This is a genomic window from Glycomyces tarimensis, from assembly GCF_054776215.1.
Genome location: NZ_BAAHCB010000005.1, coordinates 635,860 through 659,763, shown reverse-complemented (window position 1 = coordinate 659,763; position 23,904 = coordinate 635,860). Strand labels below are relative to the sequence as shown.

Below are 23,904 nucleotides of genomic sequence, written 5' to 3'. Positions count from 1 at the left end.
GTGGAGACCGGGGCGCGGAGCGGCCTGCACGGTGGCCGCCCCGCGTCCCGGTGGTCTATGCGTACGGGTCCTCGTCCTCGTCTTCGGGGACGCCGCCCCACACGTCGTCGTCCTCGACCAGCCAGACCTTCCGCTCGTGCGGATTGTCCTGGCCGGGACCGCTGCCGCCTCCGGCACCGCCGCCGACCGGCATCATGCCGGCACCACCGGCACCGCGTCCGGCGCCACCGAGGCCGCCGGCACCGCGCCCGGCGCCCGCGCCGCCGCCCGCGCCACCACCCGTGCCGCCGCCGAGGCCGCCGGCACCTCGACCGCCCGAACCGGGCGCCGAACCGCCTCCCAGGCCACCGCCTTTGAGCCCGCCGCCGCCGACCGAACCGGGCGGGCGCCCGGCGGTGGTGCCGCCGGGACCGCTGCCGCCACCGAGCCCCTTCGTGCTTCCGATCGAGCCCGGGGGCCGCCCGCCGCCGCTGAGCCCCTTCGTGCTTCCGATCGAACCCGGCGGGCGTCCGACGCCACCGATACCGCCACCGATGCCACCGCCGGAAAGCCCGCCGCCGCCGACGCTGCCGGGCGGCGTGCCGCCACCGCCGAGGTTCGGCCCGCCCACGCCGCCAGGGCCGCCGCCGGCGAGACCGCCGGAGAGTTCATCGGGATCCGGCGTGTCCGGCGTGTTCCAGGGCTTGTCGCTGTCGAGATCCGAGAGCGTGCGACCGCTGGAGTAGTCGCCTGGCGGGCTCCCGCCGGCGTTCACGCCGGGCGAGCCGACGCTCTCGACGCTCGGGCTGCCGTAGTCGCCGGGCGGGGTGCCGCCCAGGTTGTCCGGGTCCGTGCCCGGCCCGAAGGGGCTGTCTTCGTCCAGCCCGCCGAGATCGGTGTTTCCCGAGATGTCGCCGGGCGGGGTGCCGCCGCCGTGCAAGCTGCTGTTCAAGCCGCCGTTCAAGCCGCTGTTCGGACCGTCACCGCCGGGGACGTCGGGTCCGCCGCCGAGGTTGCTGAGCTCGTTGGGGCCGGTCATGCCGTCGAGGTTCGGGTTCTCGCCCCCAGGGATGTCGGGAATGCCCTTGCCGTCGGGTATGTCGAGGCCCCCGCTGTCGGGAAAGTCCCCCGGCTCGCCGCCGAAGGTCGTCTGCTCGGCCGGCTTGGACTCGGGCTCGATCTCGGTCACCTGCGCCTCGACATTGCTGTGGCGCTCGGTCACCTCCTCATTGACGATCGCGGCCTGCTCCTCGAGCTGTTCGGAGCCCTTCGCGCCCATAGCCACCAAGCGTCCGTCGGCCCAGTCGTCGGCCTTCTTCCTCGCCAGGGGCTCGCCCGAGAGACCGTCCTCGGTGTAGTCGGGATTGGCGGTGACGTACTCCACCCAGTCGTCGTAGGTGGCCTGCCGGCCGTCGTGGACCTCGTCGACCACGGACGGGTCGAAGCCGGCCAGCTCGACGGCGTGCTTGATCTCGTCGTTCTCCTCGATCACGCAGCTTCTGAAGAACGGGGGGCGGATGTGGATGCGGTGCGTACCGCAGTGGGTGCCCTCCATGTAGAACTTCGGCGCCGGGTAGACGCAGGCGGTCCCGCCCTGCTGCTCGAAGATCTCCGCCTGCTTGACGTCGAGGATCTTGATGATGCCGTCGGCGCCGTCCTCGCCGCCGATGTCGTTGAGCACGGTGCGGCAGTTCTTGATGACGGTCTCGGACTCCTCCTCGAACGCGTCGAAGTCGTCGCCCTTCCAGCCATGCGAGAGGTCCTTCAGTCCCTGTTCGAGCTTGGGCCCGATGATGCGCAGCTCCTCATAGAAGTCGATCCACTCGTCGCGGATGGTGTCCAGCGCGTAGTCGGCCTCCGGCTGCGGGCGGATGGAGGCGACCATGCTCTGGATCGTCTGGCCCTCCGGCAGCATCATCGTGCCCTCGCGGCCGGCGCGCAGGTTCGTGATCTGGTTCGCCTGCGGCACGGCCGACATGAGCTTGATCCATGCCGTCTCGGCCGGCTCCTCGACCTTGCAGGTGCACGAATCCGTGCTGCAACTGGGCTTGACCATGAGGTCGTTGGTGGCGACCTGGTGCTGGGACTGGGACATGCCCTCGTCCATGTCGCCGTAGTCGACGCGTTCGAACTCTTCTTCTTCGGCCATGGCCGCTACTCGCTCTCGGCTCGCTCGATGATGTCGGACTGGAGGGCGGGCAGGTACTCCTGCGTCACCCATTCGACGACCTGGTCGGCGGTGAAGGGATACACGGCCATCGCCTCGGGGCTGGAGTCCGGATAGAACTCGGGAGCGGACTCGTAGGCCCCGACGCCGGGGTCGTGCAGGTAGTCGATCGATATGTAGACGACCCACGACCCGGATCGGCCGTAGGCGTCGATGTAGTGGCGGTGCTCGGTGACGGCGCTGAAGGAACGACTGTCGTCCCAGGCACCGCCGAGCTCGCCCTCGTGCTCGTCGGTGAACTCGATGCCCGGCAGGTTCTGGCGGCGGACGTCGACGCGGTCTTCGAAGTTCGCCTGGGCCTCCTCGTCGGTGGGCCAGGGGGCCAGTCCGGCGCGGATCGCGGCGTCCCCGGTGACGCGGTACTCGAACGTGCCCTGGACGTCCTCGAAGGTGGCGAGGTCGAACAGCCCCGAGCATCCGGCCGCCTCGGCGTCGATGCCCTCGCCGATGCCGTCGCTCTGGAGCTGCCCGTCGACCGCGGTGACGCCCAGATACTCCTGGACCGGTTGGAGGTCGGCGAAGACCTCGCAGCCGAGCCAGCCGGACATGGTCGCCAGCGAACCGCCTACCGACTCGCCGGCCTCGGGTCCGTCGGAGTCCTGGCCGGAGCCGCATCCGGCGGCGAGCATGAGGGCCGCGGCGAGGGCGGCGGCGGTGCGCGCTCGCGCGACGAGCATCATCGGCGCGCGCCCGTTCCGGCGGCGGAGGGGCCTAGAGCTCATTGGCGTAGGAGTCCATCTCGGTCGCGGCGGCCTGGTCGGACTCTTCGGACAGTTCGGCGGAGTCGTTGAGCGTCTTGATGATCCCGTGCAGGGACTGGCGGAGGTCCTGGAGGTTGTTCCAGGTCGTCTCGTGGAACGTCTCGTAGTTCGCGCGGGCGGTGGCCGCGGAGTCGAGCTGCCCGAAGGCGGGCAGGCGGCCGAGCCGCTGCCCCTTCTCCAGCCTGGGAATGATGCTTTCGAGGTGGTCGAGTTGCTCTCGGACGATCGTCCGGTACTCCTCGAGCGCCTCGGTGTCGAGTTCTCTTGCTGCCATTGGCTTGCCAATCTGCTAAAGGGCGAGTCGCGGTGCCGGCCGGTTCCCGGCCCGGCAGGACCATGCGCTTCGGTTGGATATTGAGTATGTATACGGATGGCGCGACATCACGCGGACGAGGATCGAACGGCAGTCCAGCCGATCAAGACGACTCGGGCGCCCCTTTCTCCTCGGGTCCGGGCACGCTCCACTCGGGGGGCGCGTCGCCGGTTCCGGCGCCGCGGGCGGCGTCCTCGAAGCCGTGGTTGTTCGGGACGAAGTCGAGGTTGCCGACGTCGATCCCGGCCTCCTTCATCGCGTTCCGGGCGTCCGGGTCCGCGATGGCCTGGGAGTTGTTGCCGATGTTGTAGAGACCCTGGCCGCCCGCGAACCCGACCATCCCGGGTCCGGCCTTCGCCAGCGCCCCGTCGAGCTTCGGCGAGACCTTCCCGAGGGTTCCGGTGCCCGTCCGGCCCGGGGCCATGAGGTTGCGGATCGTCATCTGCGCCAGGCCCTGGAGCATGCTGAATCCGGTTGAACCCAGCGTGTCGACAGGATTGACAACGTTGCCATTCGCGGCCAGGACGGTCCACGACACGGACATCTCGGCGGTCATGGCGGCCGCCAGCGCCTTGGCGGCGACGCTGATCGCCTCGTCCAGGGCCTTGAGCGCGGCGAGGTTCGACATGGCGATGGCGGTGACGTTGGCCCTGAGCGTCATCTCCATCACCTGCCCGGCGGGCGGCGGCACCGCCCGGCAGCCGAGGATCAGGACCGCGCAGACCTGCAGCATGGTGGCGACGGCGAGCATGAAGGGCACCATGACCGCGAGCATCGAGGCGATGGCGATCAGTTGTATTCCCACCAGGAGCGAGTACGCCCCGATGGTCTTCAGCTGCTCGATGACCTGCTGGGACTTTTCGTTGAAGGCGTCGCGGTCCTTGCCCTCCCACTCCCCTTCCTGGATCTTGCCGATCTCCTCCTCGAGCTGATCGGCGGCGGCGAGGTACTTCTCGGTGAGCTGGAGCCACTCCGCGCCGATCCTCATGATCTTGCCCGGGTTGCACTGGTTCATGAAGACGATGCGGGAGATGTGGGTGACCGGGCCTCCGATGACGAAGGCCGGCATGGTGATCAGGACCGCGGCGCTCGGGGCCATGATCGAGTAGGCCTGCTCCATGCCGGCGAACTGCTGCGGGTCCGGGGCGTTGTATCCCATGCGGTGACTACCTTCCACGCTCAGGGTTGGTCGGGGTGCTCATTGGAAGCTCTTCGCCGTTTCCTCGTCCGCGCCGTCCCAGCCGTCCGCGGCGGCGGTGAGGGCCTCGCTCATGCCGGCGAAGCACTCCGCGGCGCCCTGCACCATGGAGTACATGTAGCTCGTGCCGGCGGTGTAGGCGATCGCCAAGGTGGGATGCACGGAGGTGTAGAGGTCCTGGTCGATCTCGCGGAGCTTCGGCAGGATCTCGTTGGCCTCTTCGAGGGTGGCCAGCACCGGTCCCCGGACCGCATCGCCGAGGTCCCTGATCCTCTGGGTTTCAACGCTGACCAAAATAGCCCCCTCGATAGAGCAGCCGCGTCATGTCCTCTGCGTGCCGCTGGATGGTCGTCATGTCCGTTTGCGCCTGCGCGCCGAGGCCCTTGACCTCCTGGGACAGCTGGGTCACGTCGCCGGGGCCTATCGGGAGGCCCATGCCGGTGAAGAACTCGTCCTGACGCGACGCGAGGTCTTCGACCGCGGCGGCGGCCGCCGTCTCGATCTCGGCGGCGAGTGCCCGAGGGCCGATCTCGCACGCGCGCTTGCTGAGCGAGACCGTGGCGATGGGATAGCCGGGGGCCGCCTCGACACTGACGAGCTTGCTCGGGCTCATCGCCCTGCCCACGGGCTGTTCGATCTCGGCGCCGCTGCCGGGGCCGGCGGGGCCGCCGCCGAGCCGCTTGAGCACTTCGATGGTCGAGCCGAGTGTGTCGACGACCGACTGGGGCAGCGCGAGGTGGGGCACCCCTTCGAAGTTGCGCTCCTCGCGGGCCGCGCGCTCCTCGGGGTCTTCGCTCGCGGCGCGCTGGGCGTCGAGCGTGGCGATGAGGCCGTCGTCGTCGAGGCTGCCGCGCAGCCGCTCGAGCTGGGCGATGGTGTCGTCGATGGAGGGAGCGTCCGCTTCCGTCGTCGCTTCGGCCATGTACCCGTCGGCGGCGGCGCGGGCGGTGGCGGTCACGAGCTCGGCGAGGTCGCGGGCGAACATGCGCACGGCGCCTTCGGCGAGCTCGATCGCGGGCGCGGACGCTTCGGACACGGTCACGGTGACATTGCCGCAGTCGCTCGTATGAGAGCGCTCCCCCATGGGATTGTCCGTCAAGAAGTCTCCAGGTGGTGTGTTCGTCGTTGCGGGAAGGAAGCAATAATAAGCAGAGTTGGCTGGAAGTCGGGGGACACACCCGTTTCGGCGCTGTATGTACATAATGCAATACCTATGCGGCGTACACCCTCGCCGACCAGCGCAAACGCTGCCGGCAAGGCCCTCTGGCGACGAACAGCCGTACGATTTGGAGTGGCGTGAACGCCACTCCCGCAACAGCACTCAAGACCCTGATCACGGAATTGTTACCAAAGGTTCATTGTCGAATGCGGTTGCCGCCCGGTGTCAGGTGCCGCTGGGCCGGCGGAACACCCACGTGCGGTAGGCGTAGAAGCGGAACGCCGAGGCGATGCCGACTCCGACGACGTTCGCGGCGATGTTCTTGGCCAGTACGTTGTCGAAGTACTGCGGCCAGGCCTGCGCGAGACCGTTGTTGGCCCACAGGCATCCAAGCGCGATGAGCAGCCCGAGGCCGTTGAAGAAGAAGTAGAGCAGGTACTGGCGGTGGGCGGTCGCCGAACCGAGTCGGTCGCGCCAGGTCCAGTGTCGATTGCCGAAGAAGGCGTACGTCGTCGCGACGGCGGTCGCGACGACCTTCGCGGTCCAATCGGGCCAGTCGAGGAAGACCAGGAGCAGATTGAACAGGCCGACGTCGAGGAGGTAGGCGGAGCCGCCCACGCCGACGAAGCGGGACAGCTCCCCGCTGTGCGACCGCAGCAGTCTCCAGCCGCGCGTCAGCGGATTCCGGGTGTACGGCGGCTGCGGCGAGGTCTCGGTGGAGGTCGGCACAGGCCCAGCGTAGCCTGTGGCGCCGTCAGGACTGTCCTGTGAATCCGGGCGGGTCGACAGCTGATGCCGCTCGTTCGCTGGCAAGGCGGAAGGGCACCCCGATACGGTGTTGCATCGGGGCGTCCTGACAACGCGGCGAGCGGGCGAATGGACCGGCCGGCGGCCGTTCTGATGCACAGGACCGTCCTAGGCCCCGGGGGCCGCGACCGCTAGGACGCCGACGATGAACGCATCGCCGCCTCGGTCGAACCTGACTGTGCCCGAATCTGCGACCGTGGCGGTGTTGACGGCGATGTCGACGCCGAAGGTGTACCAGTGCGGGTTGTTCAAGGCTCCGTTCGCTCGGCAGACGGCGGGCTGGCCGAGGCTCCGGCCGCTGACGGTCAGCGAGTCGCTCGGGTGGTAGGCCGAGCCGCCCCAGAGCGTGTGGGCGACGGTGACCTCGCCGCCGCGAACGTCGATCTCGGTGTCGGAGGCGGGCGCACCGTCGTAGACGGCGATCTCGCGCGGCTCTGCCCCCGGATCGGCGTAGACGACGGTGAGCGACCAGCCGGCCCAGTGCCGGTCCAGGCAGTGCGCCTTGCCCGAGGGCGGCCATTCGAGGCACTCGGAGGTCGGCAGGGCGTGGTTGTCGACCGCGAACCAGTACTCGCCGCCACCCGAGACGAGGTTCGTGACCTCGGCGAACGCCTGCGCGCCGGGATCGGTGTCGCGGACGGCCGCGGCGCTGAGATTCGTCCACGCGCCGTCCGGCCCCGCCAGCGCGACGTCGGTGGGCAGGTCGTCATGGACGCCCGCCCAGTACAGCCCCGCCCAGGCGACCTCGGCTCCGGCGGGGAGGTCGACGGCGGCGCCGCTGACGGCCTCGCCTTCGCGCCCGGCGGGCGGCTGCGGGTGGCCGTCCGGCGCCTTGTAGGGCTTCATCGGATAGCGGTCGCCGGCCCCGGCGGCGGCGGCCTCGCGGCAGCCGGGAACGGCGCACGTCATGAGCGTGTTGCCGGCGGCGGTGACGCCGGTGGCGTCGATGCTGGCGTAGCCGACGACGGAGCCGGTGGGGGCGACGGGGATGCGCAGTTCGGTGCTGCCGCTGATGTCGGGACCGGAGACGGCCACGGTGAAGGTCTGGTAGCCGCTGAGGTGCTCGGCGACGCGGACGCGAACGTCTGCCGCGGCCGCATCGGGCATCTCGTCGACGGCGCAGCGGATGCGGTGGCCCTCGCTCTCGCATTGCCACTCGGGCTCGGCGGTGGCGGAGGCGAGTGTGACGCCTTCGGGGGCGGTGATGTCGAGCGTGACGGCGTTCGCCGCGACTTGCGGATGCGCCGATTCGGTGATGTGGGCGGCCTCGGTCGCGGGCCGGTCCTGTTCGGTGCGGGGGGCGTGGCCGCCGCCGGGGACGGGCTCGCTGAGGCGGATGGGGAGCACGGACTCACTACCGGCGGCGAGACCGGTGGTGCCGAGGCCGTGGCCGATGGTGTAGGAGCCGGGGATCTCCGGCGGATCGGCCGGCTCGTCCTCGTCCGCGGGTGCGGGCTCGTCCGGGGCGTCACCGGGTGCGGGGCCGGGGTCGGGCGCCGGGTCCTCCGGGTCGGGTTCGGTCTCGGGAGCGCTGGGACCGTCCTCCTCCTCTTCGGCGGCGGGCTCCTCGTCCAGGGATCCGGAGGCCGCGGGCGGCTCGGGCGCGGCCTGGGGCTCCTCTTCGCGTTCATCGGAGGTGAGCGCGAAGACCGCGGCGGCGGCGACCACGACCGCGGCGGTGCCGGTGGCGACGCTGCCCTTGGCGCCGAGCCGCTGGGCGACGCGCCTGATCCAGCCGGCGACGGCCTTGAAGGGGGCCAGCAGGACGCCGATGGCGCCGCCGACGGCGATGCCGGCGGCGGAGGCGGCCCCGGAGGCGAGGTAGGGGACGGCGGCCCAGCCGAGGAAGACGCCGGCGATGACGCCGCGCATGCCGGAGTTGAGCTCGGTGAGCTCGGCGAACAGGAGGTTGCAGGGGACGCAGCCGTCGAGGTGGCGATCGACCTTCTCGGCGTCGCGGAGGCCGAGTTTCCCGCGGACGCGCGCGCCGAGGCGGTCGACCGTCCAGCGGCATTCCTGGGGCGGGGAGTCGGCGGCGTGCTCGTTGAGGTAGTTCTGGCGCAGCTTTTCGCGGGCGCGGTACGCGAGGGCGGCGACCCCGTTGGGCGTCATGCCGAGCATGGAGGCGATCCGGGCGGGGCTGTCCTCCTCGATTTCGGTGTGCCACAGGACCATGCGCCAGCGCTCGGGGAGCTTGCCGAAGGCGAGGGCGGCATAGCGGCGCTCGGCGCCCTCGACGGCCGGGTCGACGAAGATCTCGCCGGAGTCGTGCTCGGTGAGGTCGTCGGTGAACTCGACGCGCTTGTCCCGCCGGACGCGGTCGTAGAAGGTGTTGCGGAGGGTGCGGAGCATGTAGGGGCGGAAGGCGAGGTCGGGGCCTTGTCCTTCCCGGAAGGTGTGGAGGAGCTTGGCGAAGGTCTCGGAGACGAGGTCGTCGGCCGCGGCGGCGTCCCTGGCGAGGATGCGGGCGAGGCGGCGGGCGGCGTGGACGTGGCGCTCGTAGAGGACCGCGTAGGCGGTGGTGTCGCCGCCGCGGGTGGCGGCGATGAGCTCGGGGTCGGAGAGGGCGTCGGGGGACTCGGTGGCGCGGGCGTCGATGCCTCGGGGCTCGCCGGCGGGAATGGTGTCGGGCATGGTGCGCCGGTGCTCCTTCCTGGTTGCGCCGAGCTCGTACTATCGGAGGGCTCGGGTCATGCGCTCGCGGGCGAGGTGATCGATACTTCGGGCAGGGGAGTTTTTCGGAGTCTCCCTTGGGTTAACGAATGACTACGGTTCGAGTTGTGCCTAGAGGTTAGGCGAAAACCACATCTACGTGAAGAGGACGATGTCGGCATTGGCGGGCAAATATCCGACACTGTCGTGATCGGTGATGTGATTGTGACCATCCGTGATGGTATTGGGGGCATACAGCGGGGTTCCAGTTAACTGTCGGAAATCTGTCAGGTTATTGCGTACCGTTGGCTAATGCACTGAAACCCGCGAAACAAGGCCAGGAGGTGAGAGATGCCCGCTTCAGTCCTGCTGGCCTTGCTGGTGGCCACGAGCCTGCTCGCGCTGACCCCGGCGCTGGTGCGCCGCTACGACCCCGACGAGCGCATGATCGCCGACCGGGCCGCCTCCGACGCGCGCGTCCTGGCCAGGGACGCCCACCGTGCGGGCCGTCCGCTCCCCCACGACGTCGATCGGATCGACGATGCCGACGAACCTCCTTCGGCGCCAACACCTCCGGAGCGGCGCGCGCCCCGAATGTGGGAGCGGCGCGGCAATCGCCGAGGAGAGTCGGTACGGTTGGAAGTCGACCAATCGGTGACCGGCGAGGACCCCGAGATGCGTGAGACGGCCAGGCTTCGAGAGATGCGAGCGGAGTGGTGGCGGCGGCGTCACCGCCGCATCCTCTACGTGCTCATCGCCCTGACGCTCGCCGAGCTGCTCGGCGTCATCATCGCCGGGCCCGGCTTCTGGTTCGGCACCGTCGTCGCCGTCGCCGTTCTCGGCGCGTACGTGTACTTTCTGCGCGCCCGTGCCAAGCGGCTCCTCAAGTCCAAGGCGGCTCACCCCGCGCGCGCCATGCTCACCGCCGAGCCGGAGGACCCCGAGGAGGGCCCACCGACGTACGTACCTGAGCAGCCCGGTTCCGAGGGCGACTACGACGAGCCCGCAGAGCACCGGGAATCGTTCCTGTTCGAAAACGGCAGCCTGCGCGACGACGACGAGGACCCGCCGCCGCGCCCCGAGGCGCGGCGCAGCGACTCCACCGGCGGCGTCAGAGGGCGCTCGTACGAGTCCCCCGCTAAACTCGAACGGTTATGCCTGAGCAGACCGAGCACCGCCACATTCTGACGTTCAACTTCCGCCAAGGACGCAACAAGCCGCGCCACGACGAGGCGATGGAGCGCCTGTGGCCGCGCTACGGCGTCGAGTGGAAGCCCGAGGACGGCAGGATCGACCCCGCCGAGCTGTTCGGACGGCGCGCCCCGCTCGTCCTCGAGATCGGCTCGGGCAACGGCGAGGCCGCCGCCGCGATGGCCGACGCCGATCGGGAGCGGGACCTGCTCGCCGTCGAGGTCTACCCGCAGGGCGTGGCCGACCTCATGGCCCGCGCCGAGGAGCGCGGACTCGACAACGTGCGGATCTACTCCGGCGACGCGCTCCCGCTGCTGTGGCACGGCATCGCGCCGGATTCGCTCGATGAGATCCGCGTCTACTTCCCCGACCCGTGGCCCAAGAAGCGCCACCACAAGCGGCGCATCATCCAGCCGGCGCACGTGGCGACGATGCGGGGCCTGCTGCGCCCCGGCGGCATACTCCACTGCGCCACGGACATCCAGGACTACGCCGAGCAGATGCTGGAGGTCCTCGCCGCCGAGGAGGGCCTGGAGAACACCGCCGACGGCTACGCGCCCCGGCCGGACCACCGCCCGATCACCAAGTTCGAGCGCCGCGGTGTCAAGGCCGGACGCCCGATCTTCGACCTGATCTTCCGCAAGCCCTAGCGCCGGCGCTCCGCGTTTCGATTCCACGGACGGTGGAATACTCACGTGGCGCCCCCGAGCGGCCGACAGGGCCGACGGATCGCGCGGTGGAGGGAACGGCCCATGAACGCTCGCCGCGAGGAGGATCTCCTCGCCATGCTCGTCGCCCTGTTGGGGGTGAGCCATCTGGTGTCGTTCAGAGACCTCCCCCGCGAGGTCAACCGGTGCGCCGCCTTGGCCGGGCTCAAGGACGTGGGCGTCTTTCTCGTGGATCTCCAGCAGGAGGTCCTGCGTGAGATGACCGGATCCGACACCGACGCGGCGGAGGGCTCGCAGCGGGATCACTCGGTCGATGGCACCATGGCCGGGCGCGCCTTCCAGTACGGAGAGACCGTGCTCGCGTCCCAGGACTCCGAGGGCCGGTCGGTGTGGTGGACGCCGCTCATCAAGGGCACCGAACGCCTCGGTGTGCTCCGCGTGAGCAGCGCCGACGACAGCCCGCGCGCGCGGCGCCACGGGGAACTGCTCGCCTCGATGGTCGCGCTGGTCTTGATCGCCCGCCGCCGGTCCAGCGACGCCTATCCGCGCCTGCTGCGCACCCAGCAGATGGAGGTCGCCGCCGAGCTGGAATGGCAGCTGATGCCGCCGCGCACGTACGCGGACGCCGACGTGGTGATCAGCGGCCTCATGGAACCGGCCTACGAGGTCGGCGGCGACGCCTTCGACTACGCGGTCTTCGGCGACACGGCCCACCTGGCGGTGTTCGACTCCATGGGGCACGACACCAGGGCGGGGATCGCGGCCAACATCGCCGTGGCCACGTACCGCAACCAGCGCCGCCGGGACATCGACCTGGCCGAGGCCAGCGTCGCGATCGAACGCGTCCTCGTCGAGCAGTTCGAGGGGAACCAGTTCGTCACCGGCACCATCGCCACCTTGAACACGGCGTCGGGCGATCTGACGTGGGTCAACCGCGGCCATCCGGCCCCCATCGTCATCCGCGGCAAACGCTGGTCGACCACGTTGGAGTGCCCTCCCGCCCACCCCATGGGCGCCGATCTGGCTTCGGAGCCCACGGTGTGCACCGAGCAGCTAGAACCCGGCGACCGGCTCGTGCTCTACACCGACGGCATCACCGAGGCCCGCAACGCCGCCGGCGAGGAATTCGGGCTGCGGCAGTTCACCGACTTCCTCATCCGCCACCACACCGATCAGCTGCCGGCCCCCGAGACCCTGCGCCGGCTCATCCGCAGCATCCTGGACCACCACGGCGGCAGACTCAACGACGACGCGACCGTCCTGATGGCCGAGTGGATCGGCCCCGAACCGCCGACACCCGACTTTCCCAAGAGGCGCGCGGGACTGCCGGAGTTCTGAGCGCGGCCCTCCCCTAGGCCGTGTTTGAGAATTGAGGAAGCCTCCGGTTGAATCTGTTGTGCTGCAACAAGTTTCACCCGGAGGCTTCAATTGTCGAGCGTAACAGCACGCAGGGACCTGACCGACAACCAGTGGGAACGGCTGCGCCGGTGGCTGCCCGAGCCGAACAAGCTCGGCCGACCGATCACCCGCAGCCGCCGCGTCCTGGTCAACGGCATCGCCTGGCGGGTGCGAACCGGATCACCCTGGCGCGACCTCCCACCCGCATACGGGCCCTGGTCCACGGTCTACTGGCTGTTCTGCGCCTGGCAGCGCTCAGGCACCTGGACGCTGATCTGGCGATCGCTCCAGGCCCTGGCGCGCGCCGAGCAACGACTGAGCTGGATCTTCAGCATCGATTCGACCACCGCCCGGGCACACCTGGCCGCAGCCGGCGCCGGGCGCCGCAGCGTCCGCGCCGAGCCGGTCGACCACGCCCTCGGCCGCTCCCGGGGCGGGTGGCCGACCAAACTGCACCTGGTCTGCGACAACGCCGGATATCCACTCGCCGCCACCGTCACCCCAGGCCAGGCAGGCGACAGCCCACACATGATCGGGCTGCTGGAAGCCATCGCCGTGCCCCGGCTCGGCGGAGGCCGGGACCGACAACGCCCGACCCGCGTCATGGCCGACCGCGCCTACTCGAGCCGAGCCAACCGCGCCTGGCTGCGCGAACACCAGATCAAAGCGACCATCCCCGAACCGGCCGACCAGATCGCGCATCGGCAACGGCGCGGCGCCCGAGGCGGCAGGCCACCGGCATTCGACGCCGACCACTACAAGGACCGCTCCAGCATCGAGCGGACCATCGCCCGCCTCAAACAACACCGCGCCGTCGCCACCCGATACGACAAACTCGCCGTCCGCTACCTGGCCACCGTCCAGGCGGCCATCATCGTCAACTGGCTCCGCGACTTACCAAACACGGCCTAGAGGCGCGCGGGACCGCCGGAGTTCTGAGCGCGGCTCAGGCGCCGCCCGAGAGCCTGGCGTGCCAAGCCTCGGCCGAGGCATCGGTCAGCGACGCCACCTGGTCGATCACGACGCGCAGGCGACCGGTGTCGTCCGCGGCCCGGCGCCAGGACTCGGCGAACATCGGTTCCATCGCGTCGGGTCCGCGGTCGCTCAGCAGCGCCACCAGCTCGGTCAGGATCTCGCGTTGGCGCGTGTAGTAGGCCTCGCCCGTCCTCGGCTGCATGACGTAGCGCCATGCGATGCCTTTCAGCAGCGCGCACTGGACGCGCTCGGGTTCGGGGACGATGAGGTTCGCGTCGTAGCGGCGCAGCGGCTCGCCGCCGTACCGGTCCCGGGTCGCGGTGACCGCCGCGTTCACGAAGCGGCCGACCATCGTCGAGGTGAAGTTCTTCAAGGCCACCAGCGCTGTGAAGGAGCCGTCGTAGTCGTGGAGGCTCCGCATGACCGGGTCTCGGAGGAGGTCGCTCAGGGCCTCGCCGAGCGTCGAGGCGGATTCGTCCGAGTAGCGGCCGGCCACGTCGGCGCAGACCCCGGCCTGCTCGTCCTTGTCGTCCATCAGCCGCGCCAGGTCGATATAGCCGCCGTGCAGGCCGTCCTCGACATCGTGGACCGAGTACGCGACGTCGTCGGACCAGTCCATCACCTGCGCCTCCAGGCATCGGCGTCCATCAGGGGCGCCCGAGCGGAACCAGTCGAAGATCTCGCGGTCGTCGGCGTAGACGCCGAACTTGCGGGGCGCCCGGCCGGCCGGCCAGGGATATTTGCAGCTCGCGTCCAGTGAGGCCCGTGTCAGGTTGAGGCCCACCGAGCGGCCCTCGGCGTCGAGGATCTTCGCCTCCAGGCGGGCGAGCACGCGCAGGGTCTGCGCGTTCCCCTCGAAGCCTCCGCAAGGGAGCGCCGCGTCGTGCAGCGCGTCCTCGCCGTTGTGGCCGAACGGCGGGTGCCCAAGGTCGTGCGCCAGTCCCGCCACGTCGACCACGTCGGGATCGCAGCCGAGCTTGTCGCCGGTCTCGCGGGCGATCTGGGCCACCTCGAGCGAATGGGTGAGTCTCGTGCGCAGGAAGTCGTCCGTGCCCGCGGTGTGGACCTGCGTCTTGTCGGCCAGGCGCCGGAAGCCGGCCGAGTGCAGGACTCTCGCCCGGTCGCGCTGGAACGGCGACCGGAACGACTCCGGCTCGCGCACCCGGCGCTCCGCGGAGTCGGTGGCACGCAGAACGGGATCGGTCACGCCGTCGAGCGTAGCGTGACCGATCCCGTTGTTCGAACGTCGCGGCTACTTGATGTACAGGCGGGCCACCCCGGTGCCGTCGCCGTCGACCGTGCCGTGCGCCCACGCGAACGCGGACAGCGGCTCGGCCTCGTGGAACTCCTCGTACTCGGTGAGGTCGGTCATGTCGACCCACACCGCGAGCGCGGCGCTGTCGGGAGCGACCTCGGCGAAGTCGGCGAAGCGGTCGTCGTCGGCCAGGTGCCCGTCGCCGACGTTGCCGCCCTGGAAGCTCAGCTGCGAGCCGTCGACCTCGACGCCCTCGGGCAGGGCCTCGCCGCCGGACATGTCGTCGACGAGCGACTCGAGTTCCGCGGCGCGGTCGTCGGCCAGCAGCACCGAGGCGAAGATCGACTCGGGGTCGAATTCCTCGCCCTCGGCCGGGAAGTCGGCGGTGAGGGAGAGCTGCGCGCCGGAGAGCAGGTCGACGACCTCCTCGATGGAACCGAAAGCCGATGCCATGTCGGCGCCGTAGCCGTCGTCTTCGGTGTACATGGGCTCGTCTTCGGTGCCGTAGTTCCAGTAGCGCTCCTCGAGTTCGGCGTAGCGCGCCTCGTCCTCGGCGGCGAGGGTGTCGTTCCACCACTGCTCGTCGAGGGCCTGGTACTCCGCGTACTCGTCGTCGGTGAGCGGGCCGCCCTCGACGTCGGGCTCGACGGCCGTCTCGCCGTCGCCGCTCATGCCTTCGAGCTCGCTCATCCACTCCTCGGCGACCTCGGCGAGGTTCTCGGGGATGTCGGCGGAGGCGGCGAAGTCGGCGGCGGGCAGCCGACCCATGTCGTCGAGCAGCGTCTCCGAGCCGGTCCACGGGTCGTCCTGGTCGCCGAAGAGGCGGTAGGACAGCTCGAAGCCGTCGTCGAAGGCGGAGAAGCCGGCGATGAGGTTGCCGGAGTACACCGACTCGACGGCGCCGAGGTCGTCCTCGCCCATGGCCTCGGCCATCTCGGTGACGGCGTTGACGTCGAGCCAGTAGACGAGGAGCTGGTCGCCCTCGAGCCAGGAGCGGGCCTCGCTGTAGGCGTCCGATTCGGACAGCGGGGCGGATCCGGCCTCGGATTCGGCGGCTTCGAGCGCGGCGGCGGCGCCCTGGTCGCCGACGACCATCAGCACGGAGTCGTCGCCGACGCTGTAGGCCCACTGGTCTTCGGTGAGCTCGGCGGACTCGCGGATCTTGTCGAGCCCGGCCTGTGCGGCGTCCGAATCGGTGCTGGCGAGGTTGACCACGCCGTAGGGGGCGCCGTCGTGCTCCCACATGGCCAGGCCGTGGCGGCGGCCCAGCCAGCCGAGGTCGTCCTCGCCGTCGATGTCGTCGAGGCCGGCCTCTTCGAGCAGGTCGGCCAGCATGTCGTTGGTGTCGTCGTAGTCGAGGCCCTCGAACTTGTTGAGGCGTTCGAGGAGCTTCGGGGTCTGGTCGAACGACGGGTCGAAGTTGACCTCGACGTACATGGAGGCCGTGGACGGGAAGCGCTCGGCCGGGTCGGGACCGGAGGTCCACACGAACTGGAAGAACACGAACGCGCCGATGGCGGCGACGAGCGCGACGGCGAGGACCGAGGCGAGGACGATCGGTCCGCGGCGCCTGGGACGGGGACCGGGCGGCGGTCCGGGCGTGTAGCCGCCCGGCGGTTGGTAGGGAGGCTGGCCGCCGGCGTTCGCCGTGGGCGGGGCCTGTTCGACGTAGGCCTGGGGCTGGTACCCGTAGGGCTGCTGCGGGACCGGTTGGCCGGGGTCTATGTTGTGCTGCTGCGGATTGCCATAGCTCGACATGGTTCGAAGCTATGCCGAGTGCGCAACACCGACATCCCGAGAACGTGCCAAGCGGGTATCAGAACTCGTACATCTGGCCGGGCCTGACCACTTCGACCGGTCCGGTGTAGGCGGCGCGGGCCTCGGCGAGGGTGTCGGCCCTGGAGCCCCAGGGTTCCACCAGGTGTGTGAGCAGGAGGCGCCCGGCGCCGGCCTTGGTGGCGTAGTCGCCGGCCTCCTTGCCGGTGAGGTGGACGTCCTTCGGGTTCTCGCGGCCTTCGAGATAGGAGGCTTCGGCGAGGAGTACGTCGCAGTGGGCGGCGAGGGATTCGAGCGCCTCGCACGGGCCGGTGTCGGAGGAGTACGCCAGGGACGACCCGGCGTACTCGACCCTGACGCCGAAGGTCTCGACGGGGTGGGCGACCCGGTCGACGATGACGGTGAGCGGGCCGAGATCGAACGCGCCGGGCTGGAGTTCGCGGAAGTCGTAGACGTCGCGCAGCAGCGGGTGGCACAGTTCGCCCTGGCCGCCGTAGGCGGTGACGATGCGGTCGGCGACGCCGGCGGGCCCGTACAGCGGCACGGGATGCTCGGGTTTGGCCGGCGCGTAGCGGCGCATGACCGCGTAGGCGCAGGAGTCGAAGAAGTGGTCGGCGTGGAGATGGGTGACGATGATCGCGTCGAGCAGGTGCGGATCGATGTACTTCTGGAGTTCGCCGAGCGAGCCGGTTCCGAAGTCGATGAGCAGCCGGAAGCCCCCGGCCTCGACCAGGTAAGCCGAGCAGGGCGTATCGGGCGCCGGAAAGGAGCCGGCGCATCCGATCACAGTGAGTTTCATGGCAGATCACACCTCGTCCAGTGCTGCCGTCGCGGCGCTCGGGAAGAGGTTCCCGAGGAAGCGGCGGGCGGTGCGGGTGAAGGCATCAGGGTCGCCGGTGGCGAAGAAGGCGTGCTCGGCGGGCCCCTCGCGCTCGGCGAGGAGGTCGTGCTCGGTGAGCACGCGGTAGAGTTCGCGAGCGCACTCGCTCGCGGACGACACCAACGTCACGTCCTCTCCCATCACCAGTCCTATGAGTCCCGACAACAGCGGATAGTGGGTGCAGCCCAGCACGACGGTGTCGACCCCGGACTGCTGTAGCGGCTCAAGGTACCCCTGGGCCAGGCCGAGCAACTGTCGGCCGGTTGTCACTCCCCGTTCCACGAAGTCGACGAACGCCGGGCAGGCCACCGCGGTCACCCGCAGATCCGGCACGGCGTTGAAGGCGTCGAGGTAGGCCCCCGACGAGATCGTCGACCGCGTCCCGATCACCCCGATCCTGCCGGTCCGGGTGGTCGCGACGGCGCGCCGCGCCGCGGGCCGGATGACCTCCACGACCGGGATGTCGTAGCGGTCGCGGACGTCGGCCAGGCTGGCCGACGAGGCCGAGTTGCAGGCGATCACCAAAGCCTTGACCTCCTGTTTCACCAGGTGGTCGCAGATGTCGAGCGTGAGCTTGCGGACCTCCGCGATCGGTCTGGGGCCGTACGGGACGTGTTCGGTGTCGCCGACGTAGACCAGCCGTTCGGAGGGCAGCAACTCGGCGACCGCTCGGGCGACGGTCAGGCCCCCGACACCGGAGTCGAAGATCCCGATGGGCGCGTCGTTCATGGGCTCCGAGCGTACGTCCAGAAACGCGTTCGGCGCCGCTCCTCGGCGGGGGAATGTCGCCAAAATGACATGGTGGCGAGCGCCACAGGAAAACCTGCGGCGAGCTCGAATCCAGCGTGAATGCGCGGTGTCAGGCCATCGACAGCATCGCGAAGGAGGCCAGCAGCGTGACCGTGGCGGCGGCCATGAACATCCACGGCACGCCCTTGAAGCGCAGGGTCGCGAAGGCCATCATCGTCAGCAGCATGCCGACCACGCCGGTGGTGATGAACGCGGGGGCGAACCACGACGGTCCGTCGCCGAAGATGTGGAACAGGCCCACGATCGCCGCGGTGCAGCCGGCCAGGACCAGCGTGAGCGCCCAGGAGGCGACGCCCGCCAGGCGCCGCAGGCGCACCTGCGGCGACTCGTCCGCGGGCGGGTCCGCCGCCGGGGCGCCCGCCGTTCCGCTCGGCCCGAGCGGCGAGCCGCCCTGGTGCGGGATGTCCGCGGCGCTTTCCGACAGGAAGGTGCGGCCAGGCTCGGTGGTGCTCATCGGGCCAGGCTAGCAAGCGGGCAGCACAACGTCATGCCCACACCTGCCCGTCGAGGGCGGTCGCGGCGTCGTCGAGGCCGTCGGAGTAGGCGCCGGTCGACAGGTACTTCCAGCCGCCGTCGGCCACGAGCAGGGCGATGTCGGCGCTGCGTCCGGCCCGGTGGGCCTCGCGGGCGAGCGCGAGACCGGCGTGGAGGACCGCTCCGGTCGACAGCCCGACGAACAGGCCCTCGGCCTCGAGGATCTCTCGCGTGCGTTTGAGGGCGTCCTCGGTGCCCACCGACAGGCGCCGGGTGAGCACCTTCTCGTCGTACAGCTCGGGCACGAAGCCCTCGTCGAGGTTGCGCAGGCCGTAGACGAGCTCGCCGTAGCGGGGCTCGGCGGCGACGATCTGGACGTCGGGGAGGCGCTCTTTGAGGTAGCGGCCCACGCCCATGAGCGTGGCGGTGGTGCCGAGCCCGGCGACGAAGTGCGTGATGCCGGGGAGGTCGCGCAGGAGTTCGGGCCCGGTGCCCTCGTAGTGGGCGGCCTCATTGGCGGGGTTGGCGTACTGGTTGAGCATGACCAGCTCGGGACGCTGGGAGGCCATCTCGCGGGCCTTGGCGACGGCGGCGTTGGAGCCGCCGGCGGCCGGGGAGAACACGATCTGGGCGCCGAACGCGGTCAGCAGCTGGCGGCGTTCGAGCGAGGTGTTCTCGGGCATGACGCAGACGAGCCGGTAGCCCTTGCGCCTGGCGATCATGGCGACGGCGATGCCCGTGTTGCCCGAGGTCGGCTCGAGGATGGTGCTGCCCTCGGTGAGGCGTCCCTCGTCCTCGGCGGCCTCGATCATCTTGGCCGCCACGCGGTCCTTGACCGACCCGGTCGGGTTGGCCCCTTCGAGCTTGGCCCACAGCCGGACCTCGGGCGAGGGGGAGAGCCGCGGCAGGCCGACCAGCGGCGTGTCGCCGAGGGTCTCGGTGATGTCGGAGTAGCGCGCCACGGCTTCCCGACTCCTTACATACCGCCCGCGACGGCGGGCAGGATCGTCACCGAGTCGCCGTCGGACAGCTTCGCGTCGAGGCCGCCGATGAAGCGGACGTCCTCGTCGTTGACGTAGACGTTGACGAAGCGGTGCAGCGAGCCCTCTTCGGTCACCACGCGGGCCTTGAGGCCGCTGTGGGTGGCGTCGAGGTCGTCGAAGAGCTCGGCGAGCGTGTCGCCGGAACCGGAGACGAGCTTCTGGCCGCCGGTGTGGCTGCGCAGGATGGTGGGAACGCGGACTTCAATGGACATGGAGATTCCTTCGAACATAGCGATTGGGTGCAGACTCGTCCGGCCGCCTCACGGGCGGGCGGCCGCGGGATCAGTGACAGTCGTAGACCGTCGAGTCGGGGCTGTGCGCGAACTTGTACGTCTGCACGGCGTCCGGCGCCCCGACGACCTCGATCGGCTCCTCGGTGACCTCGCCGTCGACGATGCGGAACGAGCGGACCTCGGCGACCTCGGGGTCGCGGGTGGCCACCAGCACATAGTGCGCCTGCGGCTCGCCCATCTCGGAGGCGATGCCGGTGTCCGAGCGAGAGGGATAGGCGTCGGTGGCGGTGTGGGAGTGGTAGACGACGGCGACTTCCTCGTCGTTGTCCCACATCTCGTCGTAGACGCGCTTCCACTCGTCGGCGTCGAACTCGTAGAAGGTCGTGGAGCGGGCGGCGTTGATCATCGGGAGGTGCCGCTTCGGCTCTCCCGTGCCCTCGGGGCCGGCGATGAGTCCGCACGCCTCGTCCGGGTGGTCCGCCCGGGCGTGGGCGACCATCGCCTCGACCAGTTCATGCGCAATCCGCAACACGACGACAAGCGTACACGTGAAGGCCGCCACGGCGCCGCCGTCGTTCAGGTCGTGGGACGCGCGTCCGGCTCGAGTCCGGGGCGCGGCATCGGAGCGGTGAGCGCGGCCACCATGACCGCGAGCGGCACGAGCGCGGACAGCCACAGCACCAGGGAGAACGAGCCGGTCCAGGAGTAGAACAGCGAGTAGATCAGGGGCGCGAAGGCGGCGCACGTGACGGTGGCGGAGGAGACGACGCCGCGGAGCGCGCCGATGTGGGCGGTGCCGAACAGGCGGGGCGTGGTGCCGTTCTCGATGGCCCGCAGGGCGTTGCCGCAGGCGCCGAAGACGATGCCGAAGCCGACGGCGGACCAGCCGGGCTCGGCGAGGGTGCCCCAGGCGAACGCGACGGCGAAGGCGAGCATGGCCCCGGCGATGACCAGGCGGGGACTGGCCCGGTCGAGGATCGAGCCGACCAGCAGTGTGGCGACGGTCCCGGCGATGGCCTGCGGCAGGAAGTTCGCGGCGGCCTCGGTGGCCGACAGGCCGCGCTCGCCGAGCAGTGCGATGAGGTGGAAGCCGATGGCGGCGTTGAAGAACCCCGCTGTGGCGAAGGTCGCCACCAGGACCCAGAAGAAGGGCTGGCGCATGGCCTGGCCGCGACTGTGACCTCGCTCGGCGCGCGAGCCGCGGCCGTTGGCGGGGTCGCCGTCGACGAACTGCCCGAGCTCGGCGGGCCGGTCGCGGACCCAGACGAGGGCCAACGGGAGGAGCACGGTCACGACGACGACCGCCTCGACGAGCATGGCGGTGCGCCAGTCGAAGGCGGAGATGAGGCGCTCCAGCGGCACCGGCGAGAGGGCGATGATGCCGCCGCCGACGGCGATCTGGACGCTGAGGACCCGTCCGCGCCGCCGTGCGTACCAGCGGGAGACGAGGGTCGCGGCGCACAGCCCGAGCGCGCCTTGGCCGAGCATGCGGACGCCGATGAAGCCGAGGGCGAGCCCGAGCAGGTTCTGGGCGAAGGACAGTCCGACGCAGGCCAGGCCGAGCGCGGCGACGACGACGGACATGACCCGGCGCACCCCGTAGCGGTCGACGGCGCGCCCGACCCACGGGAGGGAGCAGCCTCCCGCGAGGGTGCCGATCATGTAGGCGGCGGAGACGGCGGTGCGCCCGACGCCGAGGTCGGCGATGATCGGGTCGATGAACACCGAGATGGAGGCCGTCTGCCCGGGCGCGGTCAGCCCCATGGCGAGGGTCGCGATGACGACCATGCGGGGACCGGAGAACTTGCGTTCGGCGACGCGGGCGATCACGTTCGGCGCTCCTCGGGTCGGGGCGACGGGCCGACCGGCGAGGTAAGCCTTTTCCAACAGTGGAACCGCCAGCGTAGGCCCGGCGACATCGACGCCGGCCTTCGGGAGGCGCCGAGCGATGAAGCGTGCGAGTCATGCTCGTGCACTAGGCTTCCTCGCATGTCCGTCACGCTCCCGCGCACACCCCTGTACACCGACCACTACGAGTACACGATGCTCGAGGCCTCCCTGCGCGACGGCACGGCCGACCGCCCCTGCGTGTTCGAGGTGTTCGGCCGCCGCCTGCCCACCGGCCGCCGCTACGGCGTCGTCGCCGGCATCGGCCGCCTCGCCGAGGCCATCCAGCGCTTCCGCTTCGACGAGGAGATCCTCGAGGACCTCACCTCGCACAGGGTCATCGGCGACTCGACGGCCGCCTGGCTCGCCGACTACCGATTCGGCGGCGACATCGACGTCTACGCCGAGGGCGAGCTGTACTTCCCCGGCTCCCCCATCGTCACCGTCACGGGCACCTTCGCCCAGTGCGTGCTGCTGGAGACCCTGACGCTCTCGATCCTCAACCACGACTCGGCCGTCGCCTCGGCGGCGGCGCGCATGGTCACCGCCGCCCGCGGGCGTCCCATCCTCGAGATGGGATCCAGGCGCACCCACGAGGCCGCCGCCATCGCCGCGTCCCGCGCCGCCTACCTCGCCGGCTTCGCCGCGACGTCCAATTTGGAGGCCGGTAGGCGCTACGGGGTGCCGACCGCGGGCACCAGCGCGCACGCCTTCACGCTCCTGCACGCCTCCGAGGTGGCAGCGTTCGAGGCCCAGGTCGCCACGTTCGGCACCGATACGACGCTGCTGGTCGACACCTACGACATCTCCCAGGGCATCCGCAACGCGATCAGTGTGGCCGGGCCGCGCCTGCGCGCCATCAGGATCGACTCCGGCGACCTCGACGTCATGGCCACCGGCGCGCGCGAGCTGCTCGACGAGCTGGGCGCCAAGGACACCAAGATCGTCGTCTCCGGGGACCTCGACGAGTATTCGATCGCGGCGCTGGCCGCGGCCCCGGTGGACATGTACGGGGCGGGCACGTCGGTCGTGATCGGCTCGGGCGCGCCGACGGCGCAGTTGGTGTACAAGCTGGTCGAAGTGGAGGGCCGCCCGGTCGCCAAGCGCTCGGAGCACAAGGGCACCACCGGGGGACGCAAGACCGCGGTCCGGCGGCACAAGCCGACCGGGACGGCCATCGAGGAGGTCATCGTCTCCCGAGGAGCGCCGGAGTCGCTGCCCGGCGACAAGCGGCTCCAGAGGCCGCTGTTCCGCGAGGGCGAGCCGATCGAGGCGCCGACACTCGAGGAATCGCGCGAGCTGCTCCGCCAGCGTCTCATCTCGATCCCTTGGGAGGGACTGAAACTCTCGCCCGGTGACCCGGCGGTACCGGTAGTGATGCGCTCGGGCGGGTAGCACGATACGATTCCCTCACCCGATTGAGCAACTCCCCTATGATCCTCCCGGAAAGGACTCACCCCAGTGGTGTTCAACGTTTTCAAGTCCGTCTTCGGTGTCGGAGTCTCCGTCGACACCGCTTTGACCAGCACTCATGTCACTCCTGGTGGGACACTTCAAGGTTCGGTGGCGTTCACCGGCGGTGAGGTTGCCGGGAAGGTCGAGGGCATCGAGATCGAGTACACCGCCGTCGTCGAGGACGATTCCAAGGGCGAGGACAAGACGTTCACCGTCGACTTCTTCTCCGCGCAGGTGTCGGGCCCGTTCCAGCTCGCCCCGGGGACCGGCCACTCCATTGACTTCGAGGCCGCCGTGCCTTGGGAGACGCCGCTGTCCAACGTCGCCGGCCGCCCGCTGCCCGGCATGAAGCTCGGCGTCTCCACCAAGCTGGCCCTTGACAACGCGTTCGACAAGGGCGACTTGGACGAGCTGACGATCGAGCCGCTGCCGGTCCAGACCGCGGTCATGAACGCGCTGGAGGGCCTGGGCTTCGTATTCCAGTCCGCCGACCTTGAGAAGGGCACGATCCCGGGCTCGCACATGCCGTTCTACCAGGAGGTCGAGTACTGGGCCACCGGCGAGTTCGCCGCCTCGCTCAAGGAGATCGAGGTGACGTTCATCGCAACCCAGTCGAACACCGATGTGCTCATCCAGACCGACAACCCGGGCGGACTGCTCACGCCCGACCACAACCGCTTCGTCCGCTTCGGCCTGCCCACCGCCGAGGGCGGCGACGTAACCGAGACGGTTCGAACACAGTTGGAGCAGCTCATCCAGCGCA

Annotated in this window: 23 protein-coding genes; 6 read left to right on the top strand and 17 right to left on the bottom strand. The window is 70.1% G+C overall.

What is annotated here, in order from left to right; genetic code table 11:
- Positions 1-55 precede the first annotated feature (55 nt).
- The 8 genes from ACYVK3_RS08510 to ACYVK3_RS08475 form a co-directional block, all read right to left on the bottom strand.
- Positions 56-2,128 (bottom strand): hypothetical protein, encoded by a 2,073-nt coding sequence (locus tag ACYVK3_RS08510; protein WP_460496845.1) that lies wholly within the window; start codon positions 2,126-2,128, stop codon positions 56-58.
- A gap of 5 nt (positions 2,129-2,133) precedes the next feature.
- Positions 2,134-2,928: a hypothetical protein gene (locus tag ACYVK3_RS08505; RefSeq protein ID WP_460496844.1), complete on the bottom strand. Its 795-nt coding sequence runs from the start codon at positions 2,926-2,928 to the stop codon at positions 2,134-2,136.
- A complete protein-coding gene (locus ACYVK3_RS08500; RefSeq protein ID WP_460496843.1) occupies positions 2,918-3,241 on the bottom strand; it encodes a hypothetical protein in 324 nt (107 codons plus the stop codon). Before ACYVK3_RS08500 ends, ACYVK3_RS08505 begins: the two co-directional genes overlap by 11 nt.
- Before the next feature lie 142 nt (positions 3,242-3,383).
- The gene (locus ACYVK3_RS08495; RefSeq protein ID WP_460496842.1) at positions 3,384-4,439 is read right to left on the bottom strand and encodes a hypothetical protein; all 1,056 of its coding nucleotides are present in this window, start codon (positions 4,437-4,439) and stop codon (positions 3,384-3,386) included.
- A gap of 39 nt (positions 4,440-4,478) precedes the next feature.
- Complete coding sequence (locus ACYVK3_RS08490) at positions 4,479-4,772, bottom strand: hypothetical protein (RefSeq protein WP_460496841.1); 294 nt, start codon at positions 4,770-4,772, stop codon at positions 4,479-4,481.
- Positions 4,759-5,577, bottom strand: coding sequence for a hypothetical protein (locus tag ACYVK3_RS08485; RefSeq protein ID WP_460496840.1), 819 nt, complete (start codon positions 5,575-5,577; stop codon positions 4,759-4,761). Before ACYVK3_RS08485 ends, ACYVK3_RS08490 begins: the two co-directional genes overlap by 14 nt.
- Positions 5,578-5,862: 285 nt before the next feature.
- A complete protein-coding gene (locus ACYVK3_RS08480; RefSeq protein ID WP_460496839.1) occupies positions 5,863-6,366 on the bottom strand; it encodes a GtrA family protein in 504 nt (167 codons plus the stop codon).
- Between the two features lie 186 nt (positions 6,367-6,552).
- Complete coding sequence (locus ACYVK3_RS08475; RefSeq protein WP_460496838.1) at positions 6,553-9,078, bottom strand: sigma-70 family RNA polymerase sigma factor; 2,526 nt, start codon at positions 9,076-9,078, stop codon at positions 6,553-6,555.
- Positions 9,079-9,447: 369 nt separating this feature from the next.
- Here ACYVK3_RS08475 and ACYVK3_RS08470 point away from each other — a divergent pair, with 369 nt between their 5' ends.
- From ACYVK3_RS08470 to ACYVK3_RS08455, 4 genes are all read left to right on the top strand, one after another.
- Positions 9,448-10,284 (top strand): hypothetical protein, encoded by an 837-nt coding sequence (locus tag ACYVK3_RS08470; protein WP_460496837.1) that lies wholly within the window; start codon positions 9,448-9,450, stop codon positions 10,282-10,284.
- The gene (gene trmB / locus ACYVK3_RS08465) at positions 10,251-10,937 is read left to right on the top strand and encodes a tRNA (guanine(46)-N(7))-methyltransferase TrmB (protein WP_460496836.1); all 687 of its coding nucleotides are present in this window, start codon (positions 10,251-10,253) and stop codon (positions 10,935-10,937) included. Before ACYVK3_RS08470 ends, trmB begins: the two co-directional genes overlap by 34 nt.
- A 102-nt stretch (positions 10,938-11,039) precedes the next feature.
- Positions 11,040-12,293 (top strand): PP2C family protein-serine/threonine phosphatase, encoded by a 1,254-nt coding sequence (locus ACYVK3_RS08460; RefSeq protein ID WP_460496835.1) that lies wholly within the window; start codon positions 11,040-11,042, stop codon positions 12,291-12,293.
- Positions 12,294-12,383: 90 nt separating this feature from the next.
- Positions 12,384-13,265 carry an IS5 family transposase gene (locus ACYVK3_RS08455; protein WP_460496834.1) on the top strand — a complete coding sequence of 294 codons (882 nt, stop codon included), beginning with the start codon at positions 12,384-12,386 and terminating at the stop codon, positions 13,263-13,265.
- A 34-nt stretch (positions 13,266-13,299) separates the two neighbouring features.
- Here ACYVK3_RS08455 and ACYVK3_RS08450 read toward each other — a convergent pair whose 3' ends face one another.
- The 9 genes from ACYVK3_RS08450 to ACYVK3_RS08410 all read right to left on the bottom strand — a co-directional run bounded on the left by ACYVK3_RS08450 (position 13,300) and on the right by ACYVK3_RS08410 (position 21,629).
- On the bottom strand, positions 13,300-14,520 hold the full coding sequence (locus ACYVK3_RS08450; RefSeq protein WP_460496987.1) for a deoxyguanosinetriphosphate triphosphohydrolase: 1,221 nt from the start codon (positions 14,518-14,520) through the stop codon (positions 13,300-13,302).
- 60 nt (positions 14,521-14,580) lie between these two features.
- Positions 14,581-16,341 (bottom strand): hypothetical protein, encoded by a 1,761-nt coding sequence (locus tag ACYVK3_RS08445; protein WP_460496833.1) that lies wholly within the window; start codon positions 16,339-16,341, stop codon positions 14,581-14,583.
- Between the two features lie 58 nt (positions 16,342-16,399).
- Positions 16,400-17,158: an MBL fold metallo-hydrolase gene (locus tag ACYVK3_RS08440; RefSeq protein ID WP_460496832.1), complete on the bottom strand. Its 759-nt coding sequence runs from the start codon at positions 17,156-17,158 to the stop codon at positions 16,400-16,402.
- A gap of 6 nt (positions 17,159-17,164) precedes the next feature.
- Positions 17,165-17,968, bottom strand: coding sequence for a glutamate racemase (murI, locus tag ACYVK3_RS08435; RefSeq protein ID WP_460496831.1), 804 nt, complete (start codon positions 17,966-17,968; stop codon positions 17,165-17,167).
- Positions 17,969-18,098: 130 nt separating this feature from the next.
- Positions 18,099-18,503 (bottom strand): hypothetical protein, encoded by a 405-nt coding sequence (locus ACYVK3_RS08430; protein WP_460496830.1) that lies wholly within the window; start codon positions 18,501-18,503, stop codon positions 18,099-18,101.
- A gap of 31 nt (positions 18,504-18,534) precedes the next feature.
- Positions 18,535-19,485, bottom strand: coding sequence for a PLP-dependent cysteine synthase family protein (locus tag ACYVK3_RS08425; RefSeq protein ID WP_460496829.1), 951 nt, complete (start codon positions 19,483-19,485; stop codon positions 18,535-18,537).
- A gap of 14 nt (positions 19,486-19,499) precedes the next feature.
- A complete protein-coding gene (locus ACYVK3_RS08420) occupies positions 19,500-19,778 on the bottom strand; it encodes a MoaD/ThiS family protein (protein WP_460496828.1) in 279 nt (92 codons plus the stop codon).
- Positions 19,779-19,848: 70 nt separating this feature from the next.
- Positions 19,849-20,331: a M67 family metallopeptidase gene (locus tag ACYVK3_RS08415; RefSeq protein WP_460496827.1), complete on the bottom strand. Its 483-nt coding sequence runs from the start codon at positions 20,329-20,331 to the stop codon at positions 19,849-19,851.
- A gap of 44 nt (positions 20,332-20,375) precedes the next feature.
- The gene (locus tag ACYVK3_RS08410) at positions 20,376-21,629 is read right to left on the bottom strand and encodes an MFS transporter (protein ID WP_460496826.1); all 1,254 of its coding nucleotides are present in this window, start codon (positions 21,627-21,629) and stop codon (positions 20,376-20,378) included.
- Positions 21,630-21,788: 159 nt separating this feature from the next.
- On the opposite strand from ACYVK3_RS08410, the gene ACYVK3_RS08405 reads away from it, so the two are divergent.
- Both ACYVK3_RS08405 and ACYVK3_RS08400 read left to right on the top strand, forming a co-directional pair.
- The gene (locus tag ACYVK3_RS08405; RefSeq protein WP_460496825.1) at positions 21,789-23,081 is read left to right on the top strand and encodes a nicotinate phosphoribosyltransferase; all 1,293 of its coding nucleotides are present in this window, start codon (positions 21,789-21,791) and stop codon (positions 23,079-23,081) included.
- 66 nt (positions 23,082-23,147) lie between these two features.
- Positions 23,148-23,904: sporulation protein (locus ACYVK3_RS08400; RefSeq protein WP_460496824.1), on the top strand; the 757-nt coding region annotated here is incomplete at its 3' end.

Excerpts from the sequence above, each read along its gene's own strand:
- trmB (WP_460496836.1), top strand. The coding sequence starts at position 10,251 with ATGCCTGAGCAGACCGAGCACCGCCACATTCTGACGTTCAACTTCCGC.
- ACYVK3_RS08420 (WP_460496828.1), bottom strand. The coding sequence starts at position 19,778 with ATGTCCATTGAAGTCCGCGTTCCCACCATCCTGCGCAGCCACACCGGC.
- ACYVK3_RS08470 (WP_460496837.1), top strand. The coding sequence starts at position 9,448 with ATGCCCGCTTCAGTCCTGCTGGCCTTGCTGGTGGCCACGAGCCTGCTC.
- murI (WP_460496831.1), bottom strand. The coding sequence starts at position 17,968 with ATGAACGACGCGCCCATCGGGATCTTCGACTCCGGTGTCGGGGGCCTG.
- ACYVK3_RS08460 (WP_460496835.1), top strand. The coding sequence starts at position 11,040 with ATGAACGCTCGCCGCGAGGAGGATCTCCTCGCCATGCTCGTCGCCCTG.
- ACYVK3_RS08475 (WP_460496838.1), bottom strand. The coding sequence starts at position 9,078 with ATGCCCGACACCATTCCCGCCGGCGAGCCCCGAGGCATCGACGCCCGC.
- ACYVK3_RS08505 (WP_460496844.1), bottom strand. The coding sequence starts at position 2,928 with ATGAGCTCTAGGCCCCTCCGCCGCCGGAACGGGCGCGCGCCGATGATG.
- ACYVK3_RS08405 (WP_460496825.1), top strand. The coding sequence starts at position 21,789 with ATGTCCGTCACGCTCCCGCGCACACCCCTGTACACCGACCACTACGAG.
- ACYVK3_RS08500 (WP_460496843.1), bottom strand. The coding sequence starts at position 3,241 with ATGGCAGCAAGAGAACTCGACACCGAGGCGCTCGAGGAGTACCGGACG.
- ACYVK3_RS08495 (WP_460496842.1), bottom strand. The coding sequence starts at position 4,439 with ATGGGATACAACGCCCCGGACCCGCAGCAGTTCGCCGGCATGGAGCAG.
- ACYVK3_RS08440 (WP_460496832.1), bottom strand. The coding sequence starts at position 17,158 with ATGAAACTCACTGTGATCGGATGCGCCGGCTCCTTTCCGGCGCCCGAT.
- ACYVK3_RS08510 (WP_460496845.1), bottom strand. The coding sequence starts at position 2,128 with ATGGCCGAAGAAGAAGAGTTCGAACGCGTCGACTACGGCGACATGGAC.
- ACYVK3_RS08445 (WP_460496833.1), bottom strand. The coding sequence starts at position 16,341 with ATGTCGAGCTATGGCAATCCGCAGCAGCACAACATAGACCCCGGCCAA.
- ACYVK3_RS08430 (WP_460496830.1), bottom strand. The coding sequence starts at position 18,503 with ATGAGCACCACCGAGCCTGGCCGCACCTTCCTGTCGGAAAGCGCCGCG.